Annotated in this window: 14 protein-coding genes and 2 tRNA genes; 1 reads left to right on the top strand and 15 read right to left on the bottom strand. The window is 71.3% G+C overall.

Going from position 1 to position 17,799, the window contains the following annotated elements; all coding sequences use genetic code 11:
• Window positions 1-7 precede the first annotated feature (7 nt).
• Window positions 8-532: a peptidylprolyl isomerase gene (locus ACQ614_RS18805; RefSeq protein WP_431679689.1), complete on the bottom strand. Its 525-nt coding sequence runs from the start codon at window positions 530-532 to the stop codon at window positions 8-10.
• A 154-nt stretch (window positions 533-686) separates the two neighbouring features.
• On the opposite strand from ACQ614_RS18805, the gene ACQ614_RS18800 reads away from it, so the two are divergent.
• Window positions 687-1,571: a DUF5324 family protein gene (locus tag ACQ614_RS18800; RefSeq protein WP_431679688.1), complete on the top strand. Its 885-nt coding sequence runs from the start codon at window positions 687-689 to the stop codon at window positions 1,569-1,571.
• 103 nt (window positions 1,572-1,674) lie between these two features.
• Here ACQ614_RS18800 and ACQ614_RS18795 read toward each other — a convergent pair.
• The 14 genes from ACQ614_RS18795 to dnaA all read right to left on the bottom strand — a co-directional run bounded on the left by ACQ614_RS18795 (window position 1,675) and on the right by dnaA (window position 17,725).
• Window positions 1,675-1,747 (bottom strand) — tRNA-Ala (locus tag ACQ614_RS18795).
• Window positions 1,748-1,873: 126 nt separating this feature from the next.
• Window positions 1,874-2,002 carry a DLW-39 family protein gene (locus ACQ614_RS18790; protein WP_014137031.1) on the bottom strand — a complete coding sequence of 43 codons (129 nt, stop codon included), beginning with the start codon at window positions 2,000-2,002 and terminating at the stop codon, window positions 1,874-1,876.
• Window positions 2,003-2,180: 178 nt separating this feature from the next.
• On the bottom strand, window positions 2,181-2,474 hold the full coding sequence (locus tag ACQ614_RS18785; protein ID WP_431683960.1) for a DUF6191 domain-containing protein: 294 nt from the start codon (window positions 2,472-2,474) through the stop codon (window positions 2,181-2,183).
• Window positions 2,475-2,821: 347 nt separating this feature from the next.
• Window positions 2,822-3,067 carry a hypothetical protein gene (locus ACQ614_RS18780; protein ID WP_431679687.1) on the bottom strand — a complete coding sequence of 82 codons (246 nt, stop codon included), beginning with the start codon at window positions 3,065-3,067 and terminating at the stop codon, window positions 2,822-2,824.
• 371 nt (window positions 3,068-3,438) lie between these two features.
• A tRNA-Ile gene (locus ACQ614_RS18775) sits at window positions 3,439-3,512 on the bottom strand.
• Between the two features lie 16 nt (window positions 3,513-3,528).
• Entirely contained in the window at window positions 3,529-4,905 is a 1,377-nt protein-coding gene (locus ACQ614_RS18770; RefSeq protein WP_431679686.1) for a class I SAM-dependent methyltransferase, read from the bottom strand.
• 204 nt (window positions 4,906-5,109) lie between these two features.
• A complete protein-coding gene (locus tag ACQ614_RS18765) occupies window positions 5,110-5,853 on the bottom strand; it encodes a DUF3566 domain-containing protein (RefSeq protein ID WP_431679685.1) in 744 nt (247 codons plus the stop codon).
• A 143-nt stretch (window positions 5,854-5,996) separates the two neighbouring features.
• Window positions 5,997-8,588: a DNA gyrase subunit A gene (gene gyrA / locus ACQ614_RS18760; RefSeq protein ID WP_431679684.1), complete on the bottom strand. Its 2,592-nt coding sequence runs from the start codon at window positions 8,586-8,588 to the stop codon at window positions 5,997-5,999.
• Window positions 8,589-8,641: 53 nt separating this feature from the next.
• Window positions 8,642-10,675 (bottom strand): DNA topoisomerase (ATP-hydrolyzing) subunit B, encoded by a 2,034-nt coding sequence (gene gyrB / locus ACQ614_RS18755; protein WP_363496491.1) that lies wholly within the window; start codon window positions 10,673-10,675, stop codon window positions 8,642-8,644.
• Window positions 10,676-10,913: 238 nt separating this feature from the next.
• Window positions 10,914-11,450, bottom strand: a complete 537-nt coding sequence (locus ACQ614_RS18750) for a DUF721 domain-containing protein (RefSeq protein WP_431679683.1) — start codon at window positions 11,448-11,450, stop codon at window positions 10,914-10,916.
• An 87-nt stretch (window positions 11,451-11,537) separates the two neighbouring features.
• The gene (gene recF, locus ACQ614_RS18745; RefSeq protein ID WP_431679682.1) at window positions 11,538-12,671 is read right to left on the bottom strand and encodes a DNA replication/repair protein RecF; all 1,134 of its coding nucleotides are present in this window, start codon (window positions 12,669-12,671) and stop codon (window positions 11,538-11,540) included.
• A gap of 29 nt (window positions 12,672-12,700) precedes the next feature.
• Complete coding sequence (gnd, locus tag ACQ614_RS18740; protein ID WP_431679681.1) at window positions 12,701-13,576, bottom strand: phosphogluconate dehydrogenase (NAD(+)-dependent, decarboxylating); 876 nt, start codon at window positions 13,574-13,576, stop codon at window positions 12,701-12,703.
• 172 nt (window positions 13,577-13,748) lie between these two features.
• On the bottom strand, window positions 13,749-14,879 hold the full coding sequence (gene dnaN / locus ACQ614_RS18735) for a DNA polymerase III subunit beta (protein WP_431679680.1): 1,131 nt from the start codon (window positions 14,877-14,879) through the stop codon (window positions 13,749-13,751).
• 1,001 nt (window positions 14,880-15,880) lie between these two features.
• Window positions 15,881-17,725: a chromosomal replication initiator protein DnaA gene (gene dnaA / locus ACQ614_RS18730; RefSeq protein ID WP_431679679.1), complete on the bottom strand. Its 1,845-nt coding sequence runs from the start codon at window positions 17,723-17,725 to the stop codon at window positions 15,881-15,883.
• Between the last annotated feature and the right edge of the window lie 74 nt (window positions 17,726-17,799).

Here is a 17,799-nt window from a genome sequence, read left to right as displayed (position 1 = left end):
GGGCGCGTCAGCCCCGGGTGATCTCCACGGACTCGATCACGACGGGCTGCAGCGGGCGGTCGTCGCGGTCGGTCGCCACGGCGGCGATCTTCTTGACGACGTCCTGGCTGGCCGCGTCGGCGACCTCGCCGAAGATGGTGTGCTTGCGGGTCAGCCAGGTGGTCGGCTCGACCGTGATGAAGAACTGCGAGCCGTTGGTGCCCGGGCCGGCGTTGGCCATCGCGAGCAGGAACGGCTTGGTGAACGCGAGGTCCGGGTGGAACTCGTCGGCGAACTTGTAACCGGGGCCACCGGTGCCGTTGCCGAGCGGGTCTCCACCCTGGATCATGAACCCGCTGATCACCCGGTGGAAGACGGTGCCGTCGTACAGCGGCTTCGCCTCCTTCTTGCCGGTGTTCGGGTCCGCCCACTCACGGGTGCCCTCGGCGAGCTCCACGAAGTTCGCCACCGTCTTCGGGGCGTGGTTCGGGAAGAGCGCGATCACGATGTCGCCGTGGTTCGTCTTCAGGGTGGCAGTCAGTTCCTGGGCCACGGTTGCCCTCCTTCTCTCCAGTCTCGATCAACACCGGAATCATCCCACGGCCCCGCGGACGGCTCAGCCCGGCGTGCCCCTCGGCATAACGGGATGCATGATCTCGAAAGAGGTGGAAATGTGCATACCGGACGCCACCGAAGAGGAGAAGCCCGTGACCCGTCTGGACTCAGCGCGCGAAAACACCGGCTGGAGCAAGGAGGCCGCCGCCGTCTACGCCGCCACTGCCAAGGACGCCGCCCTCCACTACGCGGACGAGGCCAGGCAGCGCTTCGGCCCGGCCGTCGAGGCGCTCGGGCCGAAGGCCGCGGCGGCCGGTGCACAGGCCCGCACCGGCGCCACCCAGGCGGCCCAGGCCGCCCGCATCCAGTACGCCAAGCACGTCGCACCGCAGCTGGAGCAGGCCTTCTACGCGCTGCCCCCCGGTGCGCAGCAGAGCACCCTGAAGGCCGTCCACCGCGCCCAGGAGGCCGCCCTGGCGGCCAAGATCAGTGCGGCGAAGGCCGCCGACCAGGCCAGGACGACCCTCGCGCCGAAGGTCAGCGATGCGTACTCCGGCGCCATGGCCACAGTCGTCCCGGCCGCCCACGAGGCGCAGGTGCGCGGGGCCGCGGCACTCACCGCCCTGCAGGGCCACGTCACCGCGGCCGAGATCAGCGAGCTCGCGGCCAGGAACATCAGGAAGGAGAACCGCAGCGGCTGGACGACCGGCCTCGCGGTGACCGGCGTCGTCGCGATCGGCGCCGGGGTCTTCGCCTGGCAGTGGTGGCGCAAGCAGAACAACCCCGAGTGGCTGGTCGAGCCGCCGGCCGACGCGGACGGCGCCCAGAACGGCACCACCACCGGGGCCGCCGAGGCGGACACCTCCCCCGGCAGTACGACCCCGACCGCGTCCGACGCCCCGGTGAACGGCTCCGTCCCGCACGAGCAGCAGCCCGACGACGACGCCGCCAAGCCCGGCCCGCCGTCGAGCCAGCCGAACGCCGACCAGCCGAACGCCGACCGGCCGAAGCCGCACGACCCGCGCAAGCCGCACTGACCGGGCGCGCTCCCCCGACGGGCGACACCAACGGCAGACGGCACGGGCCCGGAAACGACGATCGGCCGCCGACCTGATCCCAGGTCAGCGGCCGATCCGCGTGTGGAGCTTAGGAGATTCGAACTCCTGACATCTGCCATGCAAAGACAGCGCTCTACCAACTGAGCTAAAGCCCCAGCAACAGCACACGAAGCCGTGCACTGCGCACTAGCGTACCCGCTCCCGACGGAAATCTTGAGCGGGCCGCCGGCCGGTCCCGTCCCGGCAGGCCGGGACAGGGCCGACGAAGATCGTCCGGAGTCTCAGCGACCGGCCGGGACCGGGTCGGTGGCCTCGGTCCACAGGTCCTGCTCGGCGCGGTCCGCCTGGACCTGACGGTAGACAAAGAAGCCGCCGAGGGCGACCAGGGCGACCAGGAGAAGCTTCTTCACCGCGGGACCTCGTCCTTCTTGCAGATCGGATGTACGAGCACCTACGAGCGGTCGGGCCGACAGACCGCCCTGCGGCCGATGATACACACCGGTAACCCGCTTCCGAGCGGGCCGCCACCGCGTCCAACCCGGCCGTCCCCGTACCCGGTTGACACCGCACCCCGGGCGGGCCGTGCGATCAGGCGCGGCGGACGGGCAGCACGGCCGTCCCGCGCTGCAGGTCGACGCCGCCGCGCGGCGGCGCGCCGTCGCCCTCCTCGTCCCTGAGCATCAGGGTCGTGGTGCGCTGCTCCAGCTCGTGGTGCTTGCCCGCGGCGAACTGCGCGTGCAGCTGCTCGAAGCCGGTTGCGGAGACCTGGCCCTCGCGGCCGGAGCCGCGCCACGGCAGCCGGCCCGCCCGGCGCGCCCGCAGGGCCAGCTGGTCCACCAGGGCCAGCACGACCAGCGCACAGACCAGCCCCGGCAGGCTCATCGCCCAGAAAATCGCCACACCGGCCTCCTTCCGTCCGCGGGGACAAGCCTGCCCGCCACGGGACGGAAGGTCCAGGGTCAGCGGCCCGGGCCCACCTGCGCGGCCGCTCACGGGCGGAGAGCCGCTCACCGGCCTCAGCAGAAGCATCGCGATGTCGAGCACCGCACGGCGCGGACAGAGCGCCGTGCGCCATCCGCCATTCGGGTCAGACTGCAGAACGAAGCCCGAGCTGACCTGGGCGTTCGCCTGACTGTGGACAATCTTCGGCCCGTTGTCCACAAGCTCCGGGCGGCACCTGTGGACAACTGCGTCGATCGCGCGCCCGCCGGCTGCGAAGGCCCCGGAAGCTACTGGATCTGCTCGCAGGGCGGCCGGTTCGGCATCGACGTGTAGCGCCCGGCGTCGAAGCCTCCGACAGCGAGGATCGACATGCCGTGGCTGCCGCCGGTGCCGTATCCCAGTTCGGTGAGCCGACGGCAGAGTGCGAGCGCCTCGTCGCGGGTGGTGCCTTCCGTCACCCGGACGGTCATGGTCCGGCCCTCGACCGGAGCCGCCTCGGCGTCGGGCGGTACGACGAGCACCTCGCCGTCCATGACGTGAGGCAGGCAGCGAACGTCTTCCGGGAGTCCCCCGGTGGAACCGCCCATCCAGCTCACGGTGGGCTTCGGTGAGGCACACACCGCCGCGGCGGTCGCCGCTCGGGGGCTTCCCTGTGCCGTCGGGCCGCTGCCGGCGGCGGGCGGCGCAGTACGGCCTTCGGCAGACCCGGAGCATCCGGTGAGCATCGAGCCGGCCAGCACCGCGCCGGCCACGGCGATCTTCAGCACTGCAGTCCCCTCCGGGATCGCTGCCGCTCCACGGGCGGGGGCGGGTCGTTCACTGAGGCGGCGTTGGGCGTGCTGCGCCGGCGCAACGGCCAAACAGAAGGGCCCGGATGACGAATCATCCGGGCCCTTCTGGCAGGTGGGGCTAACAGGACTTGAACCTGTGGCCTCTTCCTTATCAGGGAAGCGCTCTAACCGTCTGAGCTATAGCCCCTTGCCGCACTGAAAGATTAGCGGACCGACGGCCGATCTCCCAAATCCGTATCCGCGGGCTCCGCCGAACGGAGCCGGTCGGAGCTGCGGCGGGCCTGTGCGAGCCACTCGTCGCGGGTTGCCGGGAGGCCGCTGGCACCGGCGTCGGTGGTGCGGACGGCGAGCACCTGGTTGATGCCGATGCGGTTCTCCTCGAAGGCCACCGCGGAGGCCGCCATGTACAGCCGCCACACCCGGGCGCGGCCGCGGCCGGCCAGCTCCGCGGCGACGGACCAGTGCGCCTGGAGGTTGGCCACCCACTCGCGCAGGGTCAGCGCGTAGTGCTCGCGGAGCGACTCGACGTCCCGCACCTCGAAGCCGGCCTCCTCCAGCAGGCCGACGGTGCTGCCCACCGGGGCGAGCTCGCCGTCGGGGAAGACGTACCGGTCGATGAAGGGGCTGGGGACGTACGGCTCGCCGGGGCGGTCGGGGCGGCGGGAGATCTGGTGGTTGAGCAGCCGCCCGCCGGGGGCCAGCAGCCCGTACAGGCCGCGGGCGTAGGTGAGGTACTGGACGGCCCCGACGTGCTCGGCCATGCCGACGCTGGAAACGGCGTCGAAGGGCCCGTCGGAGATCTCCCGGTAGTCCTGCAGGCGGACCTCGACCCGGTCGGCCAGGCCGGCCTCGGCGACCCGGCTGCGGGCGAGGTCCACCTGCTCGGTGGAGATGGAGACGCCGACCGCGGTCACGCCGTAGTGGCGGGCCGCGTGGATCAGCAGGGAGCCCCAGCCGCAGCCGACGTCGAGCAGCCGCATCCCGGGCCGCAGGCCGAGCTTGCGGCAGATGAGGTCGAGCTTGGCCTCCTGGGCGGCCTCCAGGCTCTTCGCCCCGGGTGTCCAGTAGGCGCAGGAGTACACCATGGTCGGGCCGAGGACGAGGCGGTAGAAGTCGTTCCCGACGTCGTAGTGGTGGCTGATCGCGGCGCGGTCCCGCCCGCGGCTGTGCGCGCGCCCGCGGGCGGTGCGGACCTCCTCAGGCGGGGGAGCGGGCTGCAGGCCCACGGCGCCCGCCCGCAGGGCCGTGTGCAGGGCGCGGCGGCCCGCGGGGCCGAAGGCGTCGCGCAGGCCCGGGTGGTGGATGTCGGGCCGCTCGCCGAACCGGCCGACGGCGGAGAGGACCTCGTAGAGGTCGGTGTCCGGGGCGACGCCGAGGTCTCCGGAGACGTAGGCGCGGGCGAGGCCGAGCTCGCCGGGCTGCCAGAGCAGGCGGCGCAGGGCGCGGCGGTTTCGCAGGACGATGCCGGGGGCGCCGGGCGGGCCGGCGGTGCTGCCGTCCCAGGCCGTGATGCGCACCGGGACACGGGCGCCGAGCAGTGCTTCCACCGCGTCGACGAGTTCCGTCGCGATCTCGGCCATCAGACACCTCCGAGCAGCCATACCGGACAGTCCGGGCGCCCCCGGCACCGCCACAGCCAACCGCCGCCGGGCACCGGAGGGCCGTCCGGCGCGCCGGGGCGGCCGCGGCTGTCACCCGGATGCCAGCGGGCCCCGACGGCTTCAACAGCCGTCGGGGCCCGTCTGTTCCCGGGAGTTGACCGGGTGTCAGCGTGCGGGGTGCGCTCAGTCCTCCTCGGCGAGGGTGAGCTCGATGCCGCCGGTGAAGCCGGCGGCGGTGTTGTAGATGAACGCCGAGAGGGTGGCCAGCGCCGTCATCAGCACCACGTCGACGATGGAGATCAGGGTGGTGAAGACCATCACCCGGCCGAAGCCGATGTACTCCATCAGGTCGAAGCCGCCGGAGGAGTCCGAGCCGGTGACGTCCTTCAGGGTGCCGCCGAGCGAGTCGAAGACGCCGAGCATGTTGAGGACGATCCACAGCACCGCGGTGGCGACGATGATGATCACGCCGACGGCGAGCGACAGCAGGAAGCTGACCTTCATCACCGACCACGGGTCGGCCTTGGCGATCCGCAGGCGGGCCTTGCGGACGCGGCCGCCGGCGGCGCCGGTGCCGGCACCGGGGGCCGCGGGGCGGCGGGCCGCGGAGCCGGACTGGCCGCCCGGCACCCGGGTGCCGCGGGCCGGCGTGGGCTGGCCCTTGGCGTAGGTGGTCGGCTGGGAGTACCCGCCGGCGGACGGCGGGCCCGCCGGCGCGGGCGGGGCGCCGGGCGGCGTGCCGCCGGCGCCGAAGCCGGTACCGCCGACACCGGGCTGTCCGGCCGAGGCGACGGGGGGCATCAGCGAGGTGGATGCGGCCGGGTGCTCGGCCGGCGGCTGCGGCACGCCACCGTAGGGCGCACCGCCCTGCGCGGCGCCCTGCGCTCCGCCGGCGGCACCTCCCGCACCGCCCGTGGCTCCACTCACCCTCGTCCTCCCGCCGTTCCCTCCCGGGCGGCCGCCGCCGCCCGGTCATCGTCTCCGTGCCGGTGCGCGGCCGGGTGGCCGCTGCCGGTCGGCGACCGGCGCGGCCCTCGGGGGAGGGCTGCACCGGCCGCCAGGACGTGCGGTCAGGCCTGGTCGGCCGTGCCGTCCGCCGTCGTCGTGTCCGTGACGGCCTCGGCCTCGCCGGCCTCGTCCTCCACGGTGTCCTCGTCCTCCGCCTCCGCGTTGCGGGCCATGCCCACGACCGCGTCGCGCTTTCCGAGGTTGATCAGTTGGACGCCCATGGTGTCACGTCCGGTTTCACGGACCCCGGAAACCCTGGTGCGGATCACACCGCCCGACAGGGTGATGGCCATGATCTCGTCGCTGCCCTCGACGACCAGGGCGCCGACCAGCGAGCCCCGGCCCTCGACGATCTTCGCCGCCTTGATGCCGAAGCCACCGCGTCCCTGCACACGGTACTCGTCGACCGACGTCCGCTTGGCGTAGCCGCCGTCGGTGGCCGTGAAGACGAAGGTACCCGGCCGGATGACGTTCATCGAGAGGAGTTCGTCGTCCTCGCGGAACGCCATGCCCTTCACGCCGGAGGTGGCGCGGCTCATCGGGCGCAGCGCCTCGTCCGTCGCGGTGAAGCGGATGGACTGGGCCTTGCGGGAGATCAGCAGCAGGTCGTCCTCGGCGGAGACCAGCTCGGCGCCGATGAGCTCGTCGTCCCGGCCCTCGTCGTCCTGGCGCAGGTTGATCGCGATCAGGCCGCCGGAACGGGGGGAGTCGTAGTCCTTCAGCGGGGACTTCTTGACCAGGCCGGCCCGGGTGGCGAGGACGAGGTAGGGCTTGTCCTCGTAGGTGCGCACCGCCATGACCTGGGCGATGTGCTCCTCGGGCTGGAAGGCGAGCAGGTTGGCGACGTGCTGGCCGCGGGCGTCGCGGCCGGCGTCCGGCAGCTCGTAGCCCTTGGCCCGGTAGACCCGGCCCTTGTTGGTGAAGAACAGGATCCAGTTGTGGGTCGTCGTCACGAAGAAGTGGTCGACGATGTCGTCCTGCTTGAGCTGGGCGCCGCGCACGCCCTTGCCGCCGCGCTTCTGCGAGCGGTACAGGTCGGAGCGGGTGCGCTTGACGTAGCCGCCGCGGGTGATGGTGACGACGATGTCCTCCTCGGCGATGAGGTCCTCGATGGAGAGGTCGCCGTCGGAGGGGATGAGGGTGGAGCGGCGCTCGTCGCCGTACTTCTCGACGATCGCGGTGAGCTCCTCGGAGACGATCCCGCGCTGGCGGACGGGGGAGGCGAGGATCTGGTTGTACTCGTTGATCTTCGCCTGCAGCTCGTCGTGCTCGCTGAGGATGCGGGCGCTCTCCAGGGCGGCGAGGCGGCGCAGCTGCATCTCGAGGATGGCGTTGGCCTGGAGCTCGTCGATCTGGAGCAGGCCCATCAGGCCGGTGCGGGCGGCGTCGGCGCTCTCCGAGGCCCGGATCAGGGCGATGACCGCGTCGATCTGGTCGAGGGCCTTGAGCAGGGCGCGCAGGATGTGGGCGCGCTCCTCGGCCTTGCGCAGCCTGAAGGTCGTCCGGCGGACGATGACCTCGATCTGGTGGGCCACCCAGTGCCGGATGAAGGCGTCCAGCGAGAGGGTGCGGGGCACGCCGTCGACCAGGGCGAGCATGTTGGCGCCGAAGTTGGTCTGCAGGTCGGTGTGCTTGTACAGGTTGTTGAGCACGACCTTGGCGACCGCGTCGCGCTTGAGCACGATGACCAGGCGCTGGCCGGTGCGCGAGGAGGACTCGTCGCGGACGTCGGCGATGCCGGCGATCCGGCCGTCCTTCACCAGGTCGGCGATCTTCAGCGCGAGGTTGTCCGGGTTGACCTGGTAGGGCAGCTCGGTGATGACCAGGCACTGGCGGCCCTGGATCTCCTCGACCTCGACGACCGCGCGCATGGTGATGGAGCCGCGGCCGGTGCGGTAGGCGTCCTCGATGCCGCGGCGGCCGACGATCAGCGCGCCGGTGGGGAAGTCGGGGCCCTTGATCCGCTCGATCAGGGCCTCCAGCAGCTCCTCGTTGGTGGCCTCGGGGTGCTCCAGGGACCACAGGGCGCCGGAGGCGACCTCGCGGAGGTTGTGCGGCGGGATGTTGGTGGCCATGCCGACCGCGATGCCGGTGGCACCGTTGATCAGCAGGTTGGGGATGCGGGAGGGCAGGACGGTCGGCTCCTGCGAGCGGCCGTCGTAGTTGGCTGCGAAATCGACGGTGTCCTCGTCGATGTCGCGCATCATCTCCATGGCCAGCGGCATCATCTTGCACTCGGTGTAGCGCATCGCCGCGGCCGGGTCGTTGCCCGGGGAGCCGAAGTTGCCGTTGCCGTCGACCAGCGGCATCCGCATCGACCACGTCTGGGCGAGGCGCACCAGGGTGTCGTAGATCGACGAGTCGCCGTGCGGGTGGTAGTTGCCCATGACGTCGCCGACGACGCGGGCGCACTTGTAGTAGCCCTTCTCGGGCCGGTATCCGCCGTCGTACATCGCGTAGAGCACGCGGCGGTGCACCGGCTTGAGGCCGTCGCGGACCTCGGGCAGGGCACGGCTGACGATGACGCTCATCGCGTAGTCGAGGTAGGAGCGCTGCATCTCCGTCTCGAGCTCGATCGGCTCGATCCGCAGGGTGCCCTGGGCCTCGGTGTTCTCCGGAGTCTCGTCGCCGTCCGGACGGTTGTCGTCGACCACTGGTGGTCAGTTTCCTTTCACGCGTGACTGGTCCGTGGAATCCCGAAGGGGGATCACACGTCCAGGAAGCGGACGTCCTTGGCGTTGCGCTGGATGAAGGAGCGGCGGGCCTCGACGTCCTCGCCCATGAGGACGGAGAACAGGTCGTCGGCGCGGGCGGCGTCCTCCAGGGTCACCTGCAGCAGCAGGCGGTGGGCCGGGTCCATGGTGGTGACCCGGAGCTCCTCGGCGTTCATCTCGCCGAGACCCTTGAAGCGCTGGATGGCGTCGTCCTTGGGGAGGCGGCGGCCGGCCTCGACGCCGGCTGCGATCACGGCGTCGCGCTCGCGGTCGGAGTAGGCGTACTCGAAGTCGTCCTTGCCCCACTTGATCTTGTACAGCGGAGGCATGGCCAGGTAGACGTACCCGGCCTCCACCAGCGGCCGCATGAAGCGGAACAGCAGGGTGAGCAGCAGGGTGCGGATGTGCTGGCCGTCGACGTCGGCGTCGGCCATCAGGACGATCTTGTGATACCGCAGCTTCTCGGCGTCGTAGTCCTCCTGGATGCCGCAGCCGAAGGCCGAGATCAGCGCCTGGACCTCGGTGTTCTGCAGCACCTTGTCGATCCGCGCCTTCTCGACGTTGAGGATCTTGCCGCGGATCGGGAGGATCGCCTGGGTGCGCGGGTCGCGGCCCTGCTTGGCGGAGCCGCCGGCCGAGTCGCCCTCGACGATGAAGATCTCGCACTCCGCCGCGTCCTTGGACTGGCAGTCGGAGAGCTTGCCCGGCAGCGAGGCGGTCTCCAGCAGGCCCTTGCGGCGGGTCAGGTCGCGGGCCTTGCGGGCGGCGACGCGGGCGCTGGCGGCCTGGATGGACTTGCGGATGATGTCCGCGGCCTCGTTGGGGTTGCGGTCCAGCCAGTCGGCGAGGTGCTCGTTGACGACCTTCTGAACGAAGGTCTTGGCCTCGGTGTTGCCGAGCTTGTCCTTGGTCTGGCCCTCGAACTGCGGCTCGCCGAGCTTGACCGAGATGATCGCGGTCAGGCCCTCGCGGATGTCCTCGCCGGAGAGGTTGTCGTCCTTCTCGCGGAGCAGCTTCTTGTCGCGCGCGTACCGGTTCACCAGACCGGTCAGCGCGGCGCGGAAGCCCTCCTCGTGGGTGCCGCCGCCGTGGGTGTGGATGGTGTTGGCGAAGGAGTACACGCCCTCGCTGTACGAGGCGTTCCACTGCATGGCGACCTCGACGGAGATCGTCCGGTCCTTGTCCTCGGCCTCGAAGTCGATGACGGACGGGTGGACCGGCTCGCCCTTGCGGGAGTTGAGGTGCGCCACGAAGTCGGCGATGCCGCCGTCGTACCGGTAGGTGACGGAGAGCGGGTTGCCCTCGTCGTCGTGGTGCTCGGGACGCTCGTCGGTCAGCGAGATGGTGAGGCCCTTGTTGAGGAACGCCATCTCCTGGAAGCGCCGCGACAGCGTCTCGAAGGAGTAGACCGTGGTCTCGAAGATGTCCGGGTCGGCCCAGAACGTGACGCTGGTGCCGGTGCGCTCCGTGGCCTCGTGCCGGTCGAGCGGGGCGGTCGGCGCGCCCATCTTGTAGTCCTGGGTCCAGCGGTGGCCGTCCGTGTGGATCTCGACCGCGAGGCGCGTCGACAGCGCGTTGACGACCGAGACGCCGACGCCGTGCAGACCGCCGGAGACGGCGTAGCCGCCGCCGCCGAACTTGCCGCCCGCGTGCAGCACCGTGAGGACGACCTCGACGGCGGGCTTCTCCTGTCCCGGCACGATGCCGACGGGAATGCCGCGCCCGTTGTCGACGACCCGGACCGCGCCGTCGGGGAGGATCGTCACGCCGATGGTGTCCGCGTGCCCGGCCAGCGCCTCGTCGACGGAGTTGTCCACGACCTCGTACACCAGGTGGTGCAGGCCGCGCTCACCGGTCGAGCCGATGTACATGCCCGGGCGCTTGCGGACGGCGTCCAGACCCTCCAACACCTGGATGGCGTTGGCGTCGTAGGACTTCCCGGTCGCCGGGTCGATGGATTCATTGGTCTGGCTGGGATTGCCGGAATCGGCCACGAAGCGCCCTCTCTGGCACAGCGCGGGCCGCATCCCCGTCCCATCGTCGGGCGGGTCTGCGACCACGGCGTTTCGACTCGGTTGCTGCGAGCAACAGCGTTTGCACTTCAGTCTACCGGTACGACTGACAGAGACGGGCGTTTGGCAGCCCCTGAGGGCAGATGTGCCGCCCTGAATCCCCTCCGCACATGTCCCGATACTCGACAGGGGGGCTCAGAGCCCCTACACGGGCCGCCAGGCGTTCCGGATTCGCTCACTCCGGGTGATTCCGTCAGCCCCAGGTGTCACCCGGTCCCCGACTGCCCGGCGCACGCAGCCGGCCGTACCCCCGCCGCGGGGCGTCCGGACCCAACACCTTGATCACCCGGACCGTGCCGTGCCCCAGCTCGTGGTTCAGTCTCGCCACCAACTGCCTTGCCAGAAGTCTGAGTTGGGTGGCCCATGCGGTCGAGTCGCACTGCACGGTCAGCACTGCCTCGGCCTCGTCGAACTGCTTGGGCACACAGTGCGCCGCGATGTCCGGGCCCACGATCTGCGGCCAACGGCCCATCACCCCGCCGACCGCGGCCGGCGCCTCCCAACCCCGTTCCGTGATCAAACGATTCAGCGCCGCCCCCAGCGGCACCGGGTCGCGGCCGTCCGCACGCGCCCCGCTGCGCAGACCGTGCCGCTTCGCCTCGCGCTTCTGGCTGACCTGCTCGCCGCGCTGCCGCGCCTGCTCCTTGGCCGCCCGCAGGGCGACCCGGGCGAGATCCACCCCCGACGGGCCGGACGACGGGCTCCCCGACGGCTGCGGCGTCTCGCTCATGGCGCGGCTCTCCCTCGATCCCGGCAACGGATGAGCCTTCCAGGGTACGCAACGGACCACCCGCCAGGGGCGCGGGGAACAGCGCGGTCAGGGATCGAGCCGGGCGACCGTGCCCTCGGAGACGCCGAAGCGCGCCCCTGCCAGCGCCTTCGGGACGTCCTCCGCCACCGCCGCCGTCACCAGCACCTGCTCGCCGTCGGCCACCAGCTCCGCGAGCCGGTCCCGCCGGCGGGCGTCCAGCTCCGCGAACACGTCGTCCAGGATCAGCACCGGCTCGCCGCCGTCCGCCTTCAGCAGCTCGTACGAGGCCAACCGCAGCGCCAGCGCGAACGACCAGGACTCCCCGTGGCTCGCGTACCCCTTCGCCGGCAGCGGGCCGAGCCGCAGCACCAGCTCGTCCCGGTGCGGGCCGACCAGCGTCACACCGCGCTCGATCTCCTGCTTGCGGACGGCCTGCAGTGCCGCCAGCAACTGCTCCTCGGCCTGCTCCCGGCTGGTCGGCAGCGCCCCCTCGAAGGAGCTGCGGTACTCCAGCACCGTCTCTCCCCCGCCGGGCGCCAGCTGCCGGTACGCCTCCGACACCAGCGGCTGCAGCGCGGCGACCAGCTGCAGCCGGAAGGCCGTCAGTTCGGCGCCGGCCCGCGCCAGGTGGCCGTCCCAGATCTCCAGGGTGGAGAGGTCCGCCCCCTTGCCGCCGCCCGCCCTGCGGGCCATCGCGGCCGTCTTGAGCAGGGCGTTGCGCTGCTTCAGCACGCGCTCGTAGTCCTGTCGGACACCGGCCAGGCGCGGTGCCCGCGCGGTCAGCAGCTCGTCGAGGAAGCGCCGCCGCTCCCCCGGGTCGCCCTTCACCAGGGCGAGGTCCTCCGGTGCGAACAGCACCGTCCGCAGCAGCCCCAGCACGTCCCGCGGGCGGACGTTGTCGGAGCGGTTGATCCGCGCCCGGTTGGCCTTGCCCGGGGTGATCTCCAGCTCGACCAGCGTGTTCCGCTGCTCCCGCACGATCGAGCAGCGGACGACCGCCCGCTCCGCGCCGAGCCTGATCAGCGGGGAGTCGGTGGCCACCCGGTGGCTGCCCAGCGTCGCGATGTAGCCGATCGCCTCGACCAGGTTGGTCTTGCCCTGGCCGTTGGGCCCGACGAACGCGGTGACGCCCGGGTCGAGGGGCACCTCGACCCGGGCGTAGGAACGGAAGTCGGCGAGCGACAGATGCGCGACATGCATGGTGGTGGACTGCGCCCGCCTTCCGTGGACTACTTCGACTCGACCGCGTGGCCGCCGAACTGGTTGCGCAGCGCGGCGATCATCTTCATCTGCGGCGAGTCCTCCTGGCGGGAGGAGAAGCGCGCGAACAGCGAGGCGGTGATCGCCGGCAGCGGCACCGCGTGGTCGATCGCGGCCTCGACCGTCCAGCGGCCCTCGCCGGAGTCCGCGGCCCAGCCCTTGAGCTTGGCCAGGTGCTCGTCGTCGTCCAGCGCGCGGACGGCCAGGTCGAGCAGCCAGGAGCGGATGACCGTGCCCTCCTGCCAGCTGCGGAACACCTCGCGGACGTCGGTGACCTCGGGCGCCGCCTCCAGCAGCTCCCAGCCCTCGGCGAAGGCCTGCATCATCGCGTACTCGATGCCGTTGTGGACCATCTTCGCGAAGTGGCCGGCGCCGACCCTGCCCGCGTGCACCGAGCCGAAGTCGCCCTCGGGCTTCAGCGCGTCGAAGACCGGCTGCACCTTCGCGACGTGCTCGGCGTCGCCGCCGTACATCAGCGCGTAGCCGTTCTCCAGGCCCCACACACCGCCGGAGACACCGCAGTCGACGAAGCCGATGCCCTTGGCGGCCAGCAGCTCGGCGTGCTTGATGTCGTCCGTCCAGCGGGAGTTGCCGCCGTCCACCACCACGTCGCCGGGAGAGAGCAGCTCGGCGAGCTGTTCCACGGTCTCCTGCGTCGGGCCGCCGGCCGGGACCATCACCCACACCACGCGCGGGCCGTGCAGCTTGCTGATGAGCTCCTGGAGGCTGTCGACGTCCGCAAGATCCGGGTTGCGGTCGTAGCCGATGACGGTGTGGCCGGCGCGGCGGATGCGCTCGCGCATGTTGCCGCCCATCTTGCCGAGACCGATGAGGCCGAGCTCCATGACAAGTCCTTCACTGTGGTGTCGTGCCTAGACGGCGGCGCCGTTGCCGCACTGCCCTGAGCCTACGCCGCCCAGGGATGAGGCCCCGCCGGGTCGCAGCCGACCGGGCGAGGCCTCGTCGTCCACAGCCTGTGGACCGGATGCGCCCGCCCTGTGGAGGGCGGGCCGCCGGTCAGCCGGAGAGCCGGACCGGCATGATCAGGTACTGGTACGCCTCGTCCGCCTCGGCGTCGACCGCGGGCTTGCCGCTGAGCAGCGCCGGCTTGGTCGGGGTGGTGAAGCTCAGCTGGGCGAAGGCGGAGTCGATGGCCTTGAGGCCCTCCTCCAGGTAGCCCGGGTTGAAGGCGATCGAGATGTCGTCGCCCTCGAGGTCGGCGTCGATCCGCTCGGTGGCCTGGGCGTCGTCGCCGGAGCCGGCCTCCAGGGTCAGCACGCCCTGCTCGAAGCTGAGCCGGACCGGGGTGTTGCGCTCGGCCACCAGCGAGACGCGCTTGAGCGCCTCCAGGAACGGCTGCGTCTGGATCGCCGCGACCGCGGAGAACTCGGTCGGGAAGAGGCTGCGGAACTTCGGGAACTCGCCCTCCAGCAGCCGGGTGGTGGTGCGGCGGCCGGCGCCCTCGAAGCCGATCAGGCCCTCGCCCGCACCGCCCGAGGCGAGCGCGATGGAGACCGTGTCGCCGCTGCCGAGGGACTTGGCGATGTCCTGCAGGGTCTTGGCGGGCACCAGGGCGACCGCGCTGATGTCCGGCTGCTCGGGCTTCCACAGCAGCTCGCGGACGGCGAAGCGGTACCGGTCGGTGGCGGCCAGGGTGATCCGGTCGCCCTCGATCTCGACCCGGACACCGGTGAGCACCGGCAGGGTGTCGTCCCGGCCGGCGGCGACCGCGGCCTGGCTGACGGCGGAGGCGAAGACGTCGCCGGAGACCGTGCCGGTGGCGGTGGGCATCGCCGGCAGGGACGGGTACTCGTCCACGGGCAGGGTCGGCAGGGTGAACCGCGAGCTGCCGCAGACCACGCTGACCCGCATGCCGTCGGTGGAGATCTCCACCGGGCGGTTGGGCAGGTTGCGGGAGATGTCGTTGAGCAGGCGGCCGGAGACCAGCACGGTGCCCGCCTCCTCGACGTCCGCCTCGAGCTCGACCCTGGCCGACACCTCGTAGTCGAAACCGGAGAGGGCCAGCGAGCCCTCCTGTGCCGTCAGCAGCAGGCCGGCGAGCACCGGCACCGGCGGCCGCGCCGGGAGGCTGCGAGCAGCCCAGGCCACCGCCTCCGCGAGGACATCACGCTCCACCCGGAACTTCACCGGTAACCGCCTCCTGGCTCACTGCTGCGCGCTGTGCGCTCGATCGTCTGCGTGCACTGGGCCGCCCGGCGCAACCACCCGGCTTCCAGTTGCCGAGAACAGTCTGACGTACTCCACCGACAGACGGAGCAGATGGGCGGAAGCAACCCGAACAGGTGTCGGGAATCCGTTGTCCACAGATTTCGGCCCGCCCCACCGTTGATCAAGGTCCGGGCTCTCTATGTGTAGCGGTAGTAGTAGGGCCTGTGGAAACCGTGGATAACCCCGTTTGCGCAGGTCAGGCCCGACATTTTGTCCACAGTCGCTGTGGATGGCGGATGTGGAAAACCAGGCCCTGCTGTGGACGACCGAGAGTTACCCACAGGCCACGCTGAGTATCCACAGGTTATCCCCAGGACTGTCCCCAGATCATGCCCCGGTTATCCACGGGCGCCGGGCAACATCACGTGACGCCTTTCACACCTGGGGGTGAACATTGACGCTGAGTTGTCGAACTGTGGATAAGCCTGTGGAGAACCTGGGGATAACCGTCGGCTTCCTGGGGACAACCGGTGGACAACCCGTTCGGCCAACTGGCGGGGTGTCAACTGTCCACAGCCTGTGGATAACTGTTGTGCACAAGTCCACAGCCACCTGACCTGCAGGGGAAGAGCGTAACGCGGAGAGCCCTGTGGACGAATTCTGGATAACCGGGGCGCTCCTGGGCTGTGGACAGGGAGAAACCCCGCCGCCCTGTGGATTGCGCCGCCCCGCGCCGAGCCCGTTCGAATTGCCGCTCGGATGTTCCATTCGGCGCATTTCCCGCCCCTCGCGCCGCCACCGGGATGCTGCCCGGCCCCGGCGGCGTCCACACCTCTTGGCGCAGACCGCCGCAGACCGCTCCGTGGCAGCCTGCACGCCCGCTCGCGCCCCGGGGCGGGGTACGGCGAGGGCCCCGCCGACGATGCCGTCGACGGGGCCCCGAAAGCCCACAGACCTCCCTGCAGGAGGCCTGTGGGCCGTCAGCTCTTGATGCGGTTGGTCAGCTCGGTGACCTGGTTGTAGATGGACCGGCGCTCGGCCATCAGCGAGCGGATCTTCCGGTCGGCGTGCATCACCGTGGTGTGGTCCCGGCCGCCGAACTGTGCCCCGATCTTCGGCAGCGAAAGGTCCGTCAGCTCCCGGCAGAGGTACATGGCGATCTGGCGGGCCGTCACCAGGACGCGGCTGCGCGAGGATCCGCAGAGGTCCTCGACGCCCAGGCCGAAGTAGGCGGCCGTCTGCTGCATGATCACCTGGGCGGTGATCTCCGGGCCGGCGTCCTCGTCGCCGCCGGGGATCAGGTCCTTGAGGACGATCCCGGCGAGCTCCAGGTCGACCGGCGCCCGGTTGAGGTTGGCGAAGGCCGTCACCCGGATCAGCGCGCCCTCCAGCTCGCGGATGTTCCGGGTGATCCGGGAGGCGATGAACTCCAGCACGTCGGCCGGCGCGTTCAGCTGCTCCTGGATCGCCTTCTTCCGCAGGATCGCGATTCGGGTCTCCAGCTCCGGCGGGGTGACGTCGGTGATCAGACCCCACTCGAAGCGGTTGCGGAGCCGGTCCTCCAGGGTGATCAGCTGCTTGGGCGGCCGGTCCGAGGAGAGCACGATCTGCTTGTTGGCGTTGTGCAGGGTGTTGAAGGTGTGGAAGAACTCCTCCTGCGTGGACTCCTTGCTCGCCAGGAACTGGACGTCGTCCACCAGCAGGATGTCCATGTCCCGGTACCGCTTGCGGAACGCGTCCGCCTTGCCGTCCCGGATCGAGTTGATGAACTCGTTGGTGAACTCCTCGGAGCTCACGTAGCGCACCCGGGTGCCCGGGAAGAGGCTGCGCGAGTAGTGCCCGATGGCGTGCAGCAGGTGGGTCTTGCCCAGCCCGGACTCGCCGTAGATGAAGAGCGGGTTGTACGCCTTGGCCGGGGCCTCGGCCACCGCGACCGCCGCCGCGTGCGCGAAGCGGTTGCTCGCGCCGATGACGAAGGTGTCGAAGAGGTACTTCGGGTTCAGCCGGGCCGGCTCGTCCTTGCGGGCGCCGCCCGCCGGGGGAGCGCCGGGCGGGGCGGGGACGCCGGGAGCGGGGGTGCGCTCGGGCAGTGCCGGGGCGGCCGCGGGCGGCTGGACGGGCGGCCGGGGTGCGGCGGTGCGGCGGCCCGCTCCGCCGGAGCGCGGCCGGGCCTCGGACGGGTCCGGGCCGAGCACGCCGCCGAAGAGGTCGCCCTGCGCGGGGGTGCCCGCCGGCAGGCCCTTCGCCCGCGGCGGCTCGGGGTGCTGCTCGGCGGCCGCCGGCGGCTGCTCGTAGCCGGGCTGCCCCCAGCCGGCCGGTGCGGCGGGCTGCTCGCCCCACGGGCGCTGCTCCTCGGCGTACGGCGCCGGGGCCTGCTCGTAGCGGGGCGGCTCGTACCGCTCGGGCTGGTGCTGCTCGTGGCGCGGGGCCTCGTAGCGGGTGGTCTCGTAGCGCTCGGGGGCGGACTCGCCGTGGTACGGGCGGTCGGACCACTCGTCGGCGGCCGGTGCGCGCGGCGGCTCGGCCGGCTGAGGCTCGGGCGCGGCCGGGACGGGCAGCGCATTGGCGTCCACCATGACGGCGATCCGGACGGGGCGGGCGAACTCGTAGGTGAGCGCCTCGGTGAGCTGGGGGAGGAGACGCCCCTCCAGCACCTGCTTGGCCCGCTCGTTGGGGGCCGCCAGCAGGGCGGTGTCGTGCATCATCCACATCGGCTGGGTGCGGCGCAGCCACATCTTGTCGCTGTCCCCGACCCCGGAGTCGTTGACCAGCCGCTCTACGACCTTCGCCCAGAGCGGGACGAGATCGCTGTTGACATCAGCCACTGGTGCACGCTTTCTCGTTCCGCCCCCCGGTCTTCGGCCGGGGGTGCCTCCGGCGCGGGGAAGGGTGTCAAGGG

It is taken from the genome of Kitasatospora dryopteridis, assembly GCF_050749075.1.
Classification (GTDB): domain Bacteria; phylum Actinomycetota; class Actinomycetes; order Streptomycetales; family Streptomycetaceae; genus Kitasatospora.
This window is presented reverse-complemented; position numbering and strand designations above follow the sequence as displayed.

Coding starts and splice junctions, on each gene's coding strand:
- ACQ614_RS18785 (WP_431683960.1), bottom strand. CDS start 2,474: ATGAGCCTGCCGGGGCTGGTCTGTGCGCTGGTCGTGCTGGCCCTGGTG.
- ACQ614_RS18780 (WP_431679687.1), bottom strand. CDS start 3,067: ATGGACGGCGAGGTGCTCGTCGTACCGCCCGACGCCGAGGCGGCTCCG.
- ACQ614_RS18770 (WP_431679686.1), bottom strand. CDS start 4,905: ATGGCCGAGATCGCGACGGAACTCGTCGACGCGGTGGAAGCACTGCTC.
- gyrB (WP_363496491.1), bottom strand. CDS start 10,675: ATGCGGCCCGCGCTGTGCCAGAGAGGGCGCTTCGTGGCCGATTCCGGC.
- ACQ614_RS18750 (WP_431679683.1), bottom strand. CDS start 11,450: ATGAGCGAGACGCCGCAGCCGTCGGGGAGCCCGTCGTCCGGCCCGTCG.
- recF (WP_431679682.1), bottom strand. CDS start 12,671: ATGCATGTCGCGCATCTGTCGCTCGCCGACTTCCGTTCCTACGCCCGG.
- gnd (WP_431679681.1), bottom strand. CDS start 13,576: ATGGAGCTCGGCCTCATCGGTCTCGGCAAGATGGGCGGCAACATGCGC.